We start from the raw sequence: 15,754 nt of genomic DNA on the forward strand, positions 1-15,754 counted from the left end.
TTAAATTTACATTAATTCAATAAGCTAAAAGGATTAGCCTTGAGTAATAGCGTTTTAACAGTTAGCTGTGGTGTTTTAATCAGCTGTCGATTGGGTTACATTATGCGCTCTTCTTGCAGTCGCAAATTATGATGGAATCTCTCATGTTGGAAACATTACAAAAGTATTTAATAGCCCCTTCTATTTTATCAGCTGACTTTGCCCGTTTAGGTGAAGATGTTGATCGTGTACTCGCAAGTGGGGCAGATGTTGTACATTTTGATGTGATGGATAACCATTATGTGCCAAACCTAACCTTTGGCCCAATGATTTGTAAAGCACTGCGCGATTACGGTATTACAGCCCCGATAGATGTGCATCTTATGGTTAAGCCTGTCGATCGTTTAATTCCCGACTTTGCTGAAGCAGGCGCTTCTATTATTAGCTTTCATCCAGAAGCTAGCGAGCATATTGACCGTACCTTGCAACTTATAAAAGACAGTGGTTGCCAAGCAGGGCTTGTATTTAATCCTGCAACCAGCCTTAGCTACCTTGAGCACGTGCTCGATAAAGTTGATGTAGTGCTATTAATGTCGGTTAACCCTGGCTTTGGCGGCCAAAGCTTTATTCCTCATACCCTCGAAAAGCTTCGCCAAGCGCGTAAAATTATTGATGACTCAGGTCGCAATATTCGTTTAGAAGTTGATGGTGGCGTTGGTGTTGATAACATTGCTGAAATTGCAGAAGCGGGCGCTGATATGTTTGTTTCAGGCTCAGCGATTTTCAATCAACCAGATTACAAAGCTGTTATCGATGCGATGCGCAGCGAGCTTGCAAAGGTTGAGTCATGAAATACGATGCGGCATTTTTCGATTTAGATGGCACCTTAGTCGACAGTGTTTATGATTTATACATTGCGATGAATCTGACTCTAACTGACCTCGCATTTCCGGTTGTTACACAAAAGCTAGTTGAGAGCTGGGTAGGTAATGGCATAGAAACACTTGTAAAGCGTGGTTTAAGTGGCGATATGCAAATCAGTGAGCATTTAGATGAAGCCCTTGCAGAGCGTGCAATTAATTTGTTTTATCAGCACTATGACCAAGTTGTAGGTGACTACAGTGCGCTTTATCAACATGTAGAAACTGGGCTTGCTGCACTTGCTGGTATTCCTAAAGTGGTGATTACCAATAAGGCACGTCGTTTTACCGAAAAGTTACTTGATAAGCTTTCACTGACTAGTCATTTTCAGTTGATTGTATGTGGTGATGATATGGCAAAGAAACCATCACCTGAGCCTTTACTATTTGCTTGTCAGCAATTAGATGTCAGCCCAGCCAAAGCGGTTATGATAGGCGACTCAAAAAGTGATATTTTGGCAGCAAAAGCTGCTAAGGTTGACGTTGTCGCACTCGGTTATGGCTATAACCAAGGTGAAAACCTCGCTGATTTCAATCCAGAGTACCTCTGCGAGAATTTCTTAGATATAATACCCGTTCTTACCCAAAGGTAAGTGCATTTTAATTTCGTCTTTTTAGTTTAGTAAAAATATAAAGGAACATCATGAGTAAACCAGTAGTGTTAAGTGGCATTCAGCCAACCGGTGGTATGACAATAGGCAACTATGTTGGCGCTATTAACCAGTGGCTTAAGCTACAGGAAGACCACGAAAGTTTCTTTATGTTAGTAGATTTACACGCCATTACTGTACGCCAAGATCCTGAGCAGCTACGCTCGCGCGTGCTGGACGGTATTGCGCTTTATGCTGCATGTGGTATCGACCCAGAAAAAGCGGCGTTATTCGTACAATCTCAAGTGCCAGAACATGCACAGCTTAGTTGGGTGTTAAACTGTTACGCGCAAATGGGTGAGCTTAACCGTATGACGCAGTTTAAAGATAAGTCTTCTAAGCATGCGAATAACGTGAATGTGGGCTTGTTCTCTTACCCTGTACTGCAAGCTGCAGACATCTTGTTATACCAAGCAGATCAAGTGCCTGTGGGTGAAGACCAAAAGCAACACCTTGAATTGACACGTGATATCGCAACACGTTTTAACAACTTATACGGTGACGTGTTCAAATTACCTGAGCCTTACATTCCTGAGTTTGGCGCGCGTGTAATGAGCTTACAAGATCCGCTGAAGAAAATGTCTAAATCAGATGAAAATCCAAACGGTTACATCATGTTATTAGATGAGCCGAAGAAGATTGAAAAGAAACTGAAGAAAGCTGTAACCGATTCAGACGAGCAAGCTCGTATCTACTTTGATCGTGAAGAAAAACCAGGTGTATCAAACCTACTTACTTTATTATCAGTCGCAACTAAGCGCTCAATTGAAGACTTAGTGCCTGAATATGAAGACAAAATGTATGGTCACCTGAAAAAAGACACTGCAGCAGCGGTCGTTAATATGATTGAGCCAATCCAAGCGCGCTTTAAAGAAATTCGCGAAGATCAGTCACTACTTGATAGCATTATGAAGTCAGGTGCTGAAAAGGCGAGTATTCGCGCTGAGAAAACATTAAAAGCAGTCTACGATGCGGTAGGTTTTATCCCTCGTCCGTAAGCTTGCACAAATTATTGAAATAAAAATACCGCTTAATAGCGGTATTTTTTATCTATTAAAAACTCAGCACAATTAAAACAGTAAACAAGCAGATAAGTGCGGCAGCGGTTTTGTCTGTTTTTTCCATTTTCTTACTCCTCATCAGCGCTCAACTGTGCAATCACGTAGCCTTTACTTTCTAACAAGGCTAATAGGCTATCTTCACCGGCCAAATGAGCAGCGCCAACAAGTACCAACTCTTTTTGCTGATCAGTAAAGTAATCTTCAATATGATTAAGCCAATTCAAATTACGTTGCTTAATGAGTATTTGGTAGGTGAGGGGATCATGTTGTTTTAATGGCATGATAGTTAGCTCATTCATTGCGTGCATATCGCCATTGCGCCATGCATCAAGCATTGCACTGTAAAGCGCTTGGTAACTTGATACTTGAGCTAACTGTGACTGAATAAAGGCATCTTCGTCTTGGCTGCCTAATTGCTTAAAAAGGTGTAATTGAAATGCCAAGGTTTCGAGGAAAGCTAATTCTTTGCTGTCTTGTTTGGCTCGCTTTGCTAAATAGCTATCAACACCTTCACCGAAAAGCTGTTGCTTTTGTAGTTCTAGCGACATCATCAGCAAGCTCACCATAAAAGGGCGAAAGCTGTCGAGTTCGCTAAGTTGCATATCGTATTGAGTAAGCTGTGCTTCTAATTGTTTTTTTACTGTTGCAGAGAGCTTACTACTTAAAGTTTCACCAGTTTGGTAGCTCAGTGCTTTAAGCATAGTAAGTTGTGCTGAGCTATTACTTGGCGCTGGCATATCGGCTTCAATTACTAGGGTATCGGCCTGTTTATATGCTTGATTAAATTCAGCCGGTAGCGGTAGTTCCTTGGGCGGTAAAACATGAATTGACCCCGCAATGTATATAAATTCATCACCTTTACTTACCTGCCAAACGGCACTTTTTGCATTACAAATACTCGTTGTTAACAAGCATGATGCAGCAATTGTTGAGAGCAGTAATTGAGTTAGTTGTTTCATTCTTTTAGCCTGTTAATTGAAAAAGCTTGCCCAATGTCCTGGGCAAGCAGGGCATTACTTGTTGAGTTTTAACTCAATTTGATGGTCAACTTTTTTGTTCATTTGCTCGATAGAAACCTCGATAGATATCTCAAGATGTTGTTCTAATTTTTGAGTATCTTGGCTATTAAATAAGGGGTTTGGCAGTGTAACAACAAGCGTGCTTACTGCGAGTATCGACACTATTTTTAAAACTGAGTTGCTCATAACTTTATTCTCTTAATTGGTTGATTAGTTTTATCAGCGAAGCAAAGTTGGTTGGTGGCCCGTTGATGGAAACTACAATAGCGAGGAAAGTTGCTTGAGTCGCTTATCTAGTTCTAAGCGATTTATATATAAGGTTTTAAAATGCTAACTTAACTATTTTCAATAGCTTAAGTGTGATTCTTATGAGAGGAAATAAGGTTTTAAATCATTTTATTTTTGTGTTTTTGCCTATTGATGATAATTTGAATGTAGCAAATAGGAACTTGGAGGTTTTGATATGGGTTTTAAAGTAAAACATTATGCGGCTAAAACTGTACCTGCGAATAGCTCATTAGAATGGGAACTAATTTTAACTGAACTTATCATTGGTAGCCTTTGTGCTGCATTCGCAAAGATCGGCTATGATGCTACTATGTTACTTATTTTTATACCTAATTTAGTAATCGCCTTAGTTTGCTTTGGTTTTATTGGGCTTTCGATATTTCATTTCATAAGAGAAAAACGCAGTAAGCCAAGCGAGTAATATTGATTGCTGCGCTATTTTTCTACAGGTGTAACGCCTGGCGAGTCACAAGCAATGACTTCAAATCGATAGCCATACTCAGCATGGTGATCAGGGGTTACTTGCACTATTTCGTAATCATTCAGCTCAACGGCTTTACTGTTTTCTGCTTTTAAACAGCGTGAATAGCTATCGGCTTCAAAGCTGTAAGCAAACATCGCAATTAAACGTTTGCTACGCTCAAAGTAACCTTTGGTATCTAAAAACTGACGAAGGTTTTCGGCGGTTTCGCTGTCACCTTCTATATTGACGTCTTGGTTAGGGGCTGAGCTTTCTTCACTTTCAGGAAGTTGTTGCTCAAGCTTTTCACCGAGTTCTTCGACTGCTATTTGCTGCTCTTCACCAGATTCTTTGGCAATGACTTTGCTATCCAAAAAGGTGCTAACCATGTTGTCGAGCACTTCTTCAGGTGGCTGATCGTCGATAAACGAAATCAGGTTAATAAATACCACTGATGCTAAAACAAAGCGCACGATGGCAGTTAATAGAGGTGAGTAGCTTTGGCTTATAAATTTAATTCGCTCAGAGCCAAATGGCTTTATTAGTAATAAAACAAAGATATAGAAAGGTAAAAAAAGTTGAAATAACAATAAAGTACCTAGGGTTATTCCCATTGCCCAAGGGGGTAAATATAACAGGGTGGCAAAGTTATGGGTGTAGTTAAAATGACTGGAAGACACATGAGTCACATCATTAACTATGCCGCTCGCACCGGCCAACACAAAATTAGCGATACTGGCATAGAAGATTAAAATTAGTGCTTTGCCGGCAAGCGAGTGCCAAAGTTGGTTAAACTTGGGCCAAAATTCAATAACAAGCGCAATAATGGTGATGGTGGCACTTAACCAGCCCGATTGCAGAACAATCAGGCTGCTTAATGCTAAAAGATAGAGCTTTTGTGCGGTACTTAAGTTAAACCAAATGGCTTGTAATCGTTCAACCAGCCTCGTTTTATGAGGCTGCCAGCTACGTTGCTGTTGTTGAAACTGTTTATTAGCGCGCCATTTTGCAATTTTTAAATACCTACGCACGCAATATCCTTTTTATAGTAGTGGTTTTAAGTACCTTCCTGTGTGTGAACGCTCACACTCTGCAACGTCTTCAGGTGTACCAGAAATTAAAATTTCACCACCGCCAGAGCCACCTTCTGGGCCTAAGTCAACAATCCAGTCTGCGGTTTTGATCACATCAAGGTTATGCTCAATAACAACAATGGTATTACCGTGATCGCGTAAGCGGTGAAGTACTACTAATAATTGCTGAATATCAGCAAAGTGTAAACCCGTAGTTGGTTCATCAAGGATATATAAGGTTTTACCGGTATCCCGTTTTGAAAGTTCACGAGCCAGTTTCACACGCTGCGCTTCACCACCGGAGAGGGTAGTAGCAGCTTGACCTAAGCGAATATACGACAAGCCTACATCCATTAAGGTTTGCAGTTTACGTGCAATAGCCGGAATTTTATCAAAATAGTCACGGGCATCTTCTACGGTCATTTCGAGTACTTGGTGAATGTTTTTACCTTTGTACTGTACTTCAAGGGTTTCACGGTTGTAGCGTTGACCTTTACATACATCACAAGGTACATACACATCAGGTAAAAAGTGCATTTCTACCTTGATCACGCCATCACCTTGGCAGGCCTCACAGCGACCACCTTTAACGTTAAAGCTAAAACGACCGACCTTATAGCCACGTGAACGGGCTTCTTGAGTACCCGCAAATAGCTCTCGAATACCGGTAAAAATGCCAGTGTAAGTTGCAGGGTTTGAACGCGGAGTACGGCCAATCGGGCTTTGGTCAATATCAATCACTTTATCAAAATGATCTAGGCCTTTAATTGACTTATAAGGTGCCGCTTCTGCGGTAGTTGCGCCATTTAACTCGGTATGAGCCAGCTTAAATAAAGTGTCGTTGATAAGCGTCGATTTACCTGAGCCTGATACACCTGTGATACAGGTCATTAAGCCAAATGGAATACGTAAATCAACGTTCTTTAAGTTGTTACCTGTGGCACCAAATAACTCAAGCCATTTGTCGGTAGTTTGATGGCGAGCCTCAGGTACTTCAATTTTCTTTTCGCCAGAGAGGTACTGACCCGTGATTGAATCTTTGCTAGCTAGAATATCGTCATGGGTACCTTGTGCAATAACATGGCCGCCATGAACACCGGCACCCGGGCCGATATCGATAATATGATCCGCAGCGCGAATAGCATCTTCGTCATGCTCAACCACAATGACGGTGTTACCTAAATCGCGTAAGTGAATAAGGGTTTTTAGTAGGCGGTCGTTATCGCGTTGGTGCAAACCAATTGAAGGCTCATCCAGTACGTACATAACACCAACAAGACCTGCACCAATCTGACTTGCTAAACGAATACGCTGCGCTTCACCACCTGACAGGGTGTCGGCACTTCGCTCAAGTGATAAATAATTAAGGCCTACATTAATTAAGAAAGATAAACGATCGCGAATTTCTTTGAGAATTTTTTCGGCGATTTGTGCGCGCTGACCAGTTAGATTCAAACCATCAAAAAATGCCATGCTTTCACCAATACTCATTGTGGTGATAGCTGGCAGGTTTGTTTGGCCAATAAATACGTGACGAGCTTCTTCGCGTAATCGAGAGCCATGACAGCTCGGACACGCTTGGCTTGTTTGGTATTTAGCAAGCTCTTCGCGAACTGAGTTTGACTCGGTTTCACGGTAGCGGCGGTTCATATTATTTAAAACGCCTTCAAACTCATGGTTACGCGTAATTAAGTCGCCACGGTCGTTACGATAGTTAAAGGCAATTTTAGTTTTGCCAGAACCTTCTAGAATCACCTTTTGAGCATCTTTACCAAGTTCTTGGAAAGGCACTTCTAGGTCAAACTTATAATGCTCTGCGACAGCTTGCAGCATTTGGAAGTAATAAAAGCTGCGTTTGTCCCAGCCTTTAATTGCACCACCCGATAAGCTTAGCTCAGGATTTTGCACAACACGGTTTGGATCAAAATACTGACGCACACCTAAACCATCACAGCTTTGACATGCACCCGCCGGGTTATTGAACGAGAATAAGCGCGGCTCAAGTTCACTCATGGCATAGCCACAAGTAGGGCAGGCAAAATTAGCAGAAAACAGCATGTCTTCGCTGAGTGAATCGTCCATTGCCGCTACATGGGCAATACCACCTGATAGCTCAAGGGCTGTTTCGAATGATTCAGCTAAACGCTGTTGTTGGCCATCTTTAACTTTAAAGCGGTCAACAACGACCTCGATAGTATGCTTTTTATGAAGCTCAAGAGTCGGTGGATCTGATAAGTCACAGACTTCGCCATCGATACGGGCGCGAATGAAGCCTTGGCTTGCGAGTTGCTCAAGCAGCTTAACGTGCTCACCTTTACGATCTTTTACTACTGGCGCTAATAGCATTAGCTTACTTCCTTCAGGAAGCTCTAAAACTGTATCGACCATTTGGCTGATAGTTTGTGCGGCAAGAGGTAAATCGTGAGTAGGGCAGCGAGGCTCACCTACACGGGCAAATAATAAACGTAGGTAATCGTAAATCTCGGTAATCGTACCGACCGTTGAACGCGGGTTATGCGACGTTGATTTCTGCTCAATAGAGATAGCCGGCGATAAACCTTCGATGTGATCAACATCGGGTTTTTCCATTAGCGATAAGAACTGTCTTGCATACGCTGACAGTGATTCAACATAACGACGTTGCCCTTCTGCATACAAAGTATCAAACGCTAAAGACGATTTCCCTGAACCAGATAGGCCAGTGATAACTATCAGCTTATCACGGGGAATGGTTAGGCTGATGTCTTTTAAATTGTGCGTACGGGCGCCTCGGACTTCAATGTTTTCCATGCTATCTCGTTTTATTACCTAATTATTTTTTCAGTATCTCATAATACGCGATAAGATTAATCCTTGATCAAAGAAAAAATCATCACTTACAGGTGATTATTTAGTTTTCGCTTGTGGTAGAATCCACGCTCAAATTTTAATAGACAGCAAGATCAGTAATTCATGACAGCATCTTCACTCAACTCTCGAGAAAAACGCGCTGCCGTTTCGTTGGCGAGCGTCTTTGCATTCCGTATGCTTGGCCTATTTATGCTGATGCCAGTATTGGCGGTTTATGGTCAGCAATTAGAAGGGTTTTCGCCGCTTTGGATTGGCTTTGCTATTGGTGCTTATGGTTTAACGCAAGCCGTGCTGCAAATCCCTATGGGTTGGTTGTCTGATAAAATTGGTCGTAAAAAAGTGATTATTGGGGGCCTTTGTGTGTTTGCACTTGGCTCTGTTATTGCGGCAACCGCTGAGACTGTGCAAATGGTTACGCTAGGGCGTGCACTTCAAGGCATGGGGGCGATTGCCAGTGCCTTATTGGCGCTTGCTTCTGATTTAAGCCGTGATGAACAACGTCCGAAAGTTATGGCCGTTATTGGTATGTGTATTGGTATGAGCTTTGCCGTTGCTATGCTACTAGGGCCAATTGTTGCTGCATCGTGGGGAGTTGCTGGGGTATTTTGGCTTACTGCAGGACTGGCCATTTTAGGTATTTTAATCGTGTTGTTTTTGGTGCCAAATGCTGTCAATAAGGCGCCAAAAGGTGACACACTTGCTACCCTTGATGATATTAAGCAACTAATTAAACATCCACAATTAGCACGCCTTGATTTTGGTGTGATGCTGCTTCATCTTACATTAACTACCGTATTTGTAGCCTTACCAGGCCAGCTTATAAAAGATGGCTTAGTTGCAGACCACCATTGGTATTTATATATACCTGTACTGTTTTTAGCGTTTTTCTTGATGGCACCAATGATGATTGTGGCGATTCGTAAAGAAAAAGAAAAACAAGCCTTTATTGGCTCAATCGCACTGCTTGTTTTAAGTATGCTCGCGATGTCGTTATGGGTTGATTCGGTGATTGGCATCGGTATTTGTATGTTGGTTTACTTTATTGCTTTTAACTTTTTAGAAGCAACCATGCCAGCACTTGTTTCGCGTATTGCTCCTGCAAACCAGAAAGGTTCTGCGATGGGGGTCTTTTCATCTACGCAGTTTTTTGGAGCCTTTTTAGGTGGTTTATTAGGGGGTTACGTAGCTCAAGCATTAAGTGCGCAAGCAGTGTTTGCGGCGGCGGCACTTGTTGGGGTAATATGGCTTATCCTTGCTTGGAATATGCAAGTCCCACCAAGAAGTAAAATAATTAGCTTAATGACTGAATTAAGTTCAGAGCAGCAGGCACAAGCGCTTGCTTCTCGTCTTGTTGCTTTACCGGGCGTAATTGAAGCAACGGTTGTCTGTGATGAAAATCGCAGCTATTTAAAGATTAATGATAAAGAATTTGACCTAGACCAAGCACGCAAAGTGGCTGGTTTAATCTAACGTTTTATAGGAGAAGTTCCATGGCACGCGGTGTGAACAAAGTTATCTTGGTTGGTAATTTAGGCCAAGATCCAGAAGTACGTTATATGCCTAATGGCAATGGCGTAGCGAATATCAGCATTGCTACGACAGATAGCTGGAAAGATAAAAACACAGGGCAAATGCAAGAGCGTACTGAATGGCACCGTGTCGTGTTATTTGGCAAACTAGCAGAAGTTGCTGGTGAGTACCTTCGTAAAGGTTCACAAGTGTACATTGAAGGTCGTTTACAAACGCGTAAATGGACTGACCAATCAGGCCAAGAAAAGTACACCACAGAAATCGTGGTAGACATGGGCGGTCAAATGCAAATGTTAGGCGGTCGTGGTGAACAGCAAGGTGGTGGCTATCAAGGTGGTCAATCACAAGGCGGTTACCAAGGTGGCCAACAACAAGGTGGCGGTTACGGCGGTGGTGCACAGCAATCACAAAGCAATAATAGCTATGCTCCACAGCAACAGTCTGCGCCAGCACAGCAGCAACAGCGTCCACAACAGCAATCTGCACCACAACAACAAAGCAATAACCAATATGGTGGCGGTTATGGTCAGCAGCAAAGCAGCGCACCTCAACAAGGCGGTTTTGCTCCTAAACCACAAAATGCACCACAAGGCGGCGCATCAAACCCAATGGAACCACCAATCGACTTTGATGACGATATTCCGTTCTAATTCACAGTATATTTAAGATTGTAGATTAAATTTCTACCTACAACCCCTTTAAGTGTTTGAAATATTTTAAACCCAGCCTAGTTGCTGGGTTTTTTATTTGCCTAATACTTCGTTATCACTACTTTTACTTGAGTAGTTACATTTACAAAATAATTCTCATTAACTGTTTTTGCTAGGTGTTTAAAATTACAAAACTTTTGACAGCGCTGGTTCTAGGATATTTCTGATATTGCTTTAAATCGCCCTGCAGCCTTGTATTTATAGGGTTCTTGAACAACACTTTGTATATGTTTAAGCAACTAACCTGTGAAATGAAACGAGACTTAGCTTCACAAATAAAGCAACCGGTGGTCATCTATGTGGCGGCCGCTTTTTTGCTATTAGTTGTTTTTAATATTTTCTTAAGTGATGTGTTGCACGACAAAGTTCATCGCACCGGTACTGAGCTTGCCAAGCAAGTGTATGAATTAAACCTCGACCCGATTGCCTCGCAAGATATTATTGCTACCTTAGTTAAAAGCCAAGGCTTTGCAATGAGCGCTAGTGATGTACCACATAACTTTGCAAACTTTATCGACTTAGAGCAAGAGGTATTTAGCTATAAAACGGTTAATTTGCGTTTATTTCATTGGCCTTCTTGGTTGGTCGAAAGTCACTTATTTATTTTCCTAAATTTAATATTGCTTGGCACTGGGTATTGGGGTTTCCGCTGGTGGAAAAAAATGTTCAAGCAATTGGCAATAACAGAAAAACCGCTGAGCAAACCATTTGAACAATTAAACACTCAGGTTACAACCAAGAAAGTTGCATCACCTAAACCATTAGGTCATCAGGATTTAAATATTTTGTATGGTGTGCCAACAAACTATAACCATTTATTTGCGCTATTCTTTTGGAAGAACCCTTTCCCTGCTAACCTCGACGTTGATAATTACTTTAAGTTAGTCATTGCAAAAGGGTTTGGTGAACTTGTAAATCGCTCTGTGAAATTATTGCCATCGGGTGGTATTGCCGTGACCTTAAACAGTGTGCCTGCCACCGAAGTTGATAAATACACTAAGCGATTACATCAGGTTATATATCAAGCTTGTTTAAATTATCGTAGTGACTTGTCTCGTGCTGATATAAAAATTGGTGTGTGTAATTACCGCACAGGGTCTGATCAGGCCGTGGTTTATCAGCTTACTAAATCAGCATTAGCGCTGGCGAAACAAAGTGCTTGGCAGCACATTCATCGCTTACCCTTTGGTCATACGCAGTCAAGCATGCTTGCTGATAGTAAAGAACACCTATTTGAGTACATTAAGAAAAAACATTTTATGTTGTTTTTTCAGCCTTTGTTCGACTTACAAACAGGCGATATTTTACAGCATGAGGCGTTGATCCGTATTCGCCACAAGAGTTTAGGCTTGCTTGCGGCTCGGCATTTTATTCCTCATATGAGTAGTAAAAAAGATGTCTTGTTATTGGACCAAACTGTGATTTCTCAAGTGAAGAAAATGCTGCTGAACGAAACGGGCTCATTAACGGTGAGTATAAACTTACACGCAATGAACTGGTTTAATGACGAGTTTTGGCTGTGGTTTAAACAGCAAATGGAAGGGTTTAATAGCGCAGACAAATTGCAATTTGAACTAAGCGAAGACGATTATCTAAAACAGCATAAAAAGCTCAGTGAACAGTTTGAATGTTTAGAGAAACTGTCTGCTGGTATTGTTATTGATAACGTGCGTAGTGCAGAACATATAGCAACTTATAGAAATATCAAAAATATATGCAGTATTAAGTTAGCATTTGAACTGATACACAATATAGATACCAACACCCAACAGCAAAAAATGGTTAAGCAAATAATTTCTAAGGGTACTGAGCTAAACTTTCCTGTTTATGCGGTTGGAGTAGAAACACAGAACGAACTTGCGACCTTAAAAAACCTAGGGATCATTGCGGCTCAAGGCTTTTACTTTGCTGAGCCATTGCAAAAACTGGCGGATATTACACCTTACAGCTAGTCAATTAGCCCTCGGTACTTAAGGCCGTCTAAACCTTGTAGCCCACCAGTATGAACTGCAATGATATGCGTTCCTTGACTAAAGTAACCTTGCTCTATTAATTGCCAAACGGCATAGAGCATTTTGCCGCTGTAGATTGGCTCAAGCGGGATTACGTGCTGCTCACTAAAGGTTTGGCAAAATTGCCACAAGTCATCGCTAAACTTTCCGTAACCACCATCATGAAAGTCGCAAAGCAGCTGCCAGTTTTGTTGCTGATTTGCTTTATTACTTAGCTGCTTTATCTCATCAATTAAGTAGTGCGCTTGCTTTAGTACTGCGACACCTAACAGCTTTGTGTGTTGTGGTGCACCTTCGATTAAACCTGCTAGTGTGCCGCCACTACCAGTTGGGCAAACAATCACATCAGAGCTTGGTAGGCTTTGCGCTAATTCTTTACACCCTAAAAGTGCGGCTGTGTTAGTGCCGCCTTCTGGCAATATGTAGGCATTCGGAAACTGCGCTTGTAACTTTGCTAAATACGTTTGGTCGTGCCTTAAGCGGTAAGTAATTCGATTTACTGGGTGTAAGCGCATACCGCATTGCTTTGCGTAGTTGAGTGTTGGATTTGCTTCGTCTAGCTCAGGGCCGCGAATAATACCGTGGGTTTTAAAGCCAAATAGTTTACCTGCAGTTGCCGTGGCATGAATATGATTTGAAAATGCGCCACCAAAAGTGAGTAGTTCAGATTTACCCTGTTGCTGCATAGCATCTAAGTTAAACTTTAGCTTACGCCATTTGTTGCCACTAATTTGCGGATGAATAAGATCATCTCGCTTGATGCTCAGCTGAATTTTACGTGCAGCTAATAAGGGGTGATGAATTGTTTGTACTGGTGATTCAAAAGAACTATTCACGGCATTAATTTTCGTAAAAAAACACGTCTTATTGTAGCAAAGTCGTCTTACAGATAGAAATTAGTCAATTAAACTCAAATGATTTTGTTATTTACTGGCATCAACTAAGGTAATAGATGTAAACTCAGATAATAATTGAACAAAGCTTGTGTTTTGCCTTGCAAGTACATAGCATAAGAGTTTAATTATAAAAAAATAATAATGACCAAATAATTGCCGCTTTTTGGGAATGGAATATATGCGAATTGCTCCTTTATCTCTGTTAATTTCAGTTAGTTTGCTAGCAACTAGTGCATTTGCACAAGATACTGCTACGGTAACTGGCATTGAATCAGAGATCAGTAAAAAACAAGCCGAATACGATAACTCGACCTTAATCCTGGAAAAACACCTAAAAGAAGAAAGTCAGTTACAAAAACAACTCGAATTATTGCGCGCCCGCTCAACTGAGCTAGATAAAGAAAAAAACCAAGCGCTAGATGCAATGAACGAGATGTACCGCCGACTTATTGATGACCCAACTCTTGATATCAGCAATGCGCAGTCGCGCTATCAAAAAGCTGTGGTTGATCACAAACAAAACAAAGATGATATTTCGATGCAATTGGCGGCAATTGCTTCACATAGAAAAGACATTGAGCAAATTCGTGTATCAAAGCACACCCAGTTAAACACCTTAGAAAGTTTAAAAGAGCAGTTAGCAACGGCACGTGTTGAGCGTTTACGTAACGAATTCACTAGGGAAGGCACATTAGAGGTTAATCACACGATTAACTGTAAGCGCACCGAAACACTTGCTGCCTGTGAACAACGTGGCCAACAAATGGGCTTACAAAAAGCCACTAAGCGTTTTGTAGACCAGATTTTTGCTAACTTAACTGAAGAGCGTTTAGTTGAGCCAAAACGTAACCTTGCCGGTGCACAAGTTAAGATTTTAAGTAGCCATGTCGTGAACAGCGCGTTCAGTGGTCAAGGTAACTACAACGTTAACTTAAGTGTGACGATGCGCGGTGATGTAAACAGCAGCCGTTTATGTAGCTTACTTAACTTAGATAATCGTTTTTGTGCTGACTATGGCACGCCACTGGCTGGTAACTTTCAGCCAAGCTACGGCACTACCTATTCAGATAGTCAGTTAACATTCAGTGACTCTCAGGATAATGGTCAGGTGGTATCGGTTTCACGTATGAGTGAGCAACCAGTAAGCGATTATTCTGTAAAAAAGCCAATAAAGGTTGAACCATTACCTGATCTAAAAAAATCTAAAATGGTTGAATTAACACTGCGTTCAAATGTTTATGACGACGAAGTGTTTATTGATGGTGTTAGCTATGGTGCAACTAGGTTAACGACATCATTACCAAAAGGTTTTCATGATATTGAAATTCGCAAACGTGGCTACAAAAGCTATAAAGCGCGAATTGATCTGCGTAAAGCACAAACCATTAATGCAAACCTAGTTAAAGTGCCAGAGCCTGTTGTTGCTGAAGTGACTGCGGCACCAGAGCAAGCTGTAACAGCACCTGTTGCAAGTATTGTTAATAAAACTAGTTCTGCCAGCATTGTAGTTATTCCCGCTGGTAAATTTAAGATGGGTGACATTAACGGCAATGGGTTAGCGAATGAGCGCCCAGTGGTAGAAAAAACCATTGCTAACTCATTTGCAATGCAAAGCAAAGAAGTAAGCGTTGGTGAGTATGAGCAATTCGTTGCGAATACCGGCTATAAAACAGAAGCAGAAAAAGATCGCGGCTGTGCGTATTACTTAAATGGCGAACCAGTGTGGGAAGCAACCTTAAACTGGCGCAACCCAGGCTTTGATCAAGAAAGTGATTTTCCGGCGGTTTGTTTAACTTACAACGATGCCAAAGCGTATGCCGATTGGTTATCGGGTCAAACAGGCCAGCTGTTTCGTTTACCAAATGAGGTTGAGTGGGAATACGCTGCACGTGCAGGTAAAGAAACTGAATACCCTTGGGGTAACGAAATTGGTAAAAATTTAGCGAACTGTGGCTGGTGTGGTAGCGAATGGTCAAACAAGAGCGCTGCACCAACAGGGTCGTTTTCTCCTAACGCATTTGGCCTATACGATACAGTAGGTAATGTGTGGGAATGGACAAACAAAAAGTCAGGACAGTCTGATGTGGCTGTTCGAGGCGGTGCATGGAATTTTGCTCCTAGCCTAGCACGCGTATCAACGCGCTTAATCTTAGCGCCAGATTTTCGTGCAAACTATATCGGTTTCCGTTTAGTACGCGAACGATAAGAATTTAAAAAGGAAGCAATGGATGCTTCCTTTTTTAGCATTTTAATTAAAGCAGTTGCGCTTTTTCATGATTAGCATGATAGAGTGAGAGCAGCTAGTA

13 protein-coding genes are annotated in these 15,754 nt (G+C 41.6%); 8 read left to right on the forward strand and 5 right to left on the reverse strand.

The window, feature by feature from the left end:
* The first annotated feature begins 143 nt into the window (after nt 1-143).
* Genes rpe through trpS form a run of 3 tightly spaced genes read left to right on the forward strand, consistent with a single transcriptional unit; the run spans nt 144 to nt 2,547 of the window.
* Complete coding sequence (gene rpe / locus HUS61_RS16895) at nt 144-830, forward strand: ribulose-phosphate 3-epimerase (protein WP_054563342.1); 687 nt, start codon at nt 144-146, stop codon at nt 828-830.
* The gene (locus HUS61_RS16900) at nt 827-1,492 is read left to right on the forward strand and encodes a phosphoglycolate phosphatase (RefSeq protein ID WP_063527519.1); all 666 of its coding nucleotides are present in this window, start codon (nt 827-829) and stop codon (nt 1,490-1,492) included. Before rpe ends, HUS61_RS16900 begins: the two co-directional genes overlap by 4 nt.
* 50 nt (nt 1,493-1,542) lie before the next feature.
* Complete coding sequence (gene trpS, locus HUS61_RS16905; RefSeq protein ID WP_054552798.1) at nt 1,543-2,547, forward strand: tryptophan--tRNA ligase; 1,005 nt, start codon at nt 1,543-1,545, stop codon at nt 2,545-2,547.
* A gap of 131 nt (nt 2,548-2,678) precedes the next feature.
* Here the strand turns inward: trpS and HUS61_RS16910 are convergent, their stop codons facing one another.
* Together HUS61_RS16910 and HUS61_RS16915 are read right to left on the reverse strand one after the other, a co-directional pair.
* Nucleotides 2,679-3,569, reverse strand: a complete 891-nt coding sequence (locus HUS61_RS16910) for a TraB/GumN family protein (RefSeq protein ID WP_175083227.1) — start codon at nt 3,567-3,569, stop codon at nt 2,679-2,681.
* Nucleotides 3,570-3,623: 54 nt separating this feature from the next.
* Entirely contained in the window at nt 3,624-3,815 is a 192-nt protein-coding gene (locus tag HUS61_RS16915; RefSeq protein ID WP_175083228.1) for a hypothetical protein, read from the reverse strand.
* Between the two features lie 277 nt (nt 3,816-4,092).
* Between HUS61_RS16915 and HUS61_RS16920 the strand changes: the two genes are divergently transcribed.
* Complete coding sequence (locus HUS61_RS16920; RefSeq protein ID WP_055197515.1) at nt 4,093-4,338, forward strand: hypothetical protein; 246 nt, start codon at nt 4,093-4,095, stop codon at nt 4,336-4,338.
* Nucleotides 4,339-4,352: 14 nt separating this feature from the next.
* Here HUS61_RS16920 and HUS61_RS16925 read toward each other — a convergent pair whose 3' ends face one another.
* Both HUS61_RS16925 and uvrA read right to left on the reverse strand, forming a co-directional pair.
* Nucleotides 4,353-5,408, reverse strand: a complete 1,056-nt coding sequence (locus tag HUS61_RS16925; RefSeq protein ID WP_175083229.1) for a hypothetical protein — start codon at nt 5,406-5,408, stop codon at nt 4,353-4,355.
* Between the two features lie 12 nt (nt 5,409-5,420).
* Entirely contained in the window at nt 5,421-8,240 is a 2,820-nt protein-coding gene (gene uvrA / locus HUS61_RS16930) for an excinuclease ABC subunit UvrA (protein ID WP_175083230.1), read from the reverse strand.
* Between the two features lie 162 nt (nt 8,241-8,402).
* On the opposite strand from uvrA, the gene HUS61_RS16935 reads away from it, so the two are divergent.
* From HUS61_RS16935 to HUS61_RS16945, 3 genes are all read left to right on the forward strand, one after another.
* The gene (locus HUS61_RS16935) at nt 8,403-9,770 is read left to right on the forward strand and encodes an MFS transporter (protein WP_175083231.1); all 1,368 of its coding nucleotides are present in this window, start codon (nt 8,403-8,405) and stop codon (nt 9,768-9,770) included.
* 20 nt (nt 9,771-9,790) lie between these two features.
* Complete coding sequence (ssb, locus tag HUS61_RS16940) at nt 9,791-10,480, forward strand: single-stranded DNA-binding protein (protein WP_054563349.1); 690 nt, start codon at nt 9,791-9,793, stop codon at nt 10,478-10,480.
* A 287-nt stretch (nt 10,481-10,767) separates the two neighbouring features.
* On the forward strand, nt 10,768-12,492 hold the full coding sequence (locus HUS61_RS16945) for an EAL domain-containing protein (protein WP_175083232.1): 1,725 nt from the start codon (nt 10,768-10,770) through the stop codon (nt 12,490-12,492).
* Here the strand turns inward: HUS61_RS16945 and HUS61_RS16950 are convergent.
* Entirely contained in the window at nt 12,489-13,388 is a 900-nt protein-coding gene (locus HUS61_RS16950; protein ID WP_175083233.1) for a 1-aminocyclopropane-1-carboxylate deaminase/D-cysteine desulfhydrase, read from the reverse strand. The genes HUS61_RS16945 and HUS61_RS16950 overlap by 4 nt on opposite strands.
* A gap of 238 nt (nt 13,389-13,626) precedes the next feature.
* On the opposite strand from HUS61_RS16950, the gene HUS61_RS16955 reads away from it, so the two are divergent.
* Nucleotides 13,627-15,654 carry a formylglycine-generating enzyme family protein gene (locus tag HUS61_RS16955; protein ID WP_175083234.1) on the forward strand — a complete coding sequence of 676 codons (2,028 nt, stop codon included), beginning with the start codon at nt 13,627-13,629 and terminating at the stop codon, nt 15,652-15,654.
* The last annotated feature ends 100 nt before the right edge of the window (nt 15,655-15,754 follow it).

Source organism: Pseudoalteromonas sp. 0802 (assembly GCF_013350085.1).
Taxonomy (GTDB): Bacteria; Pseudomonadota; Gammaproteobacteria; order Enterobacterales; family Alteromonadaceae; genus Pseudoalteromonas.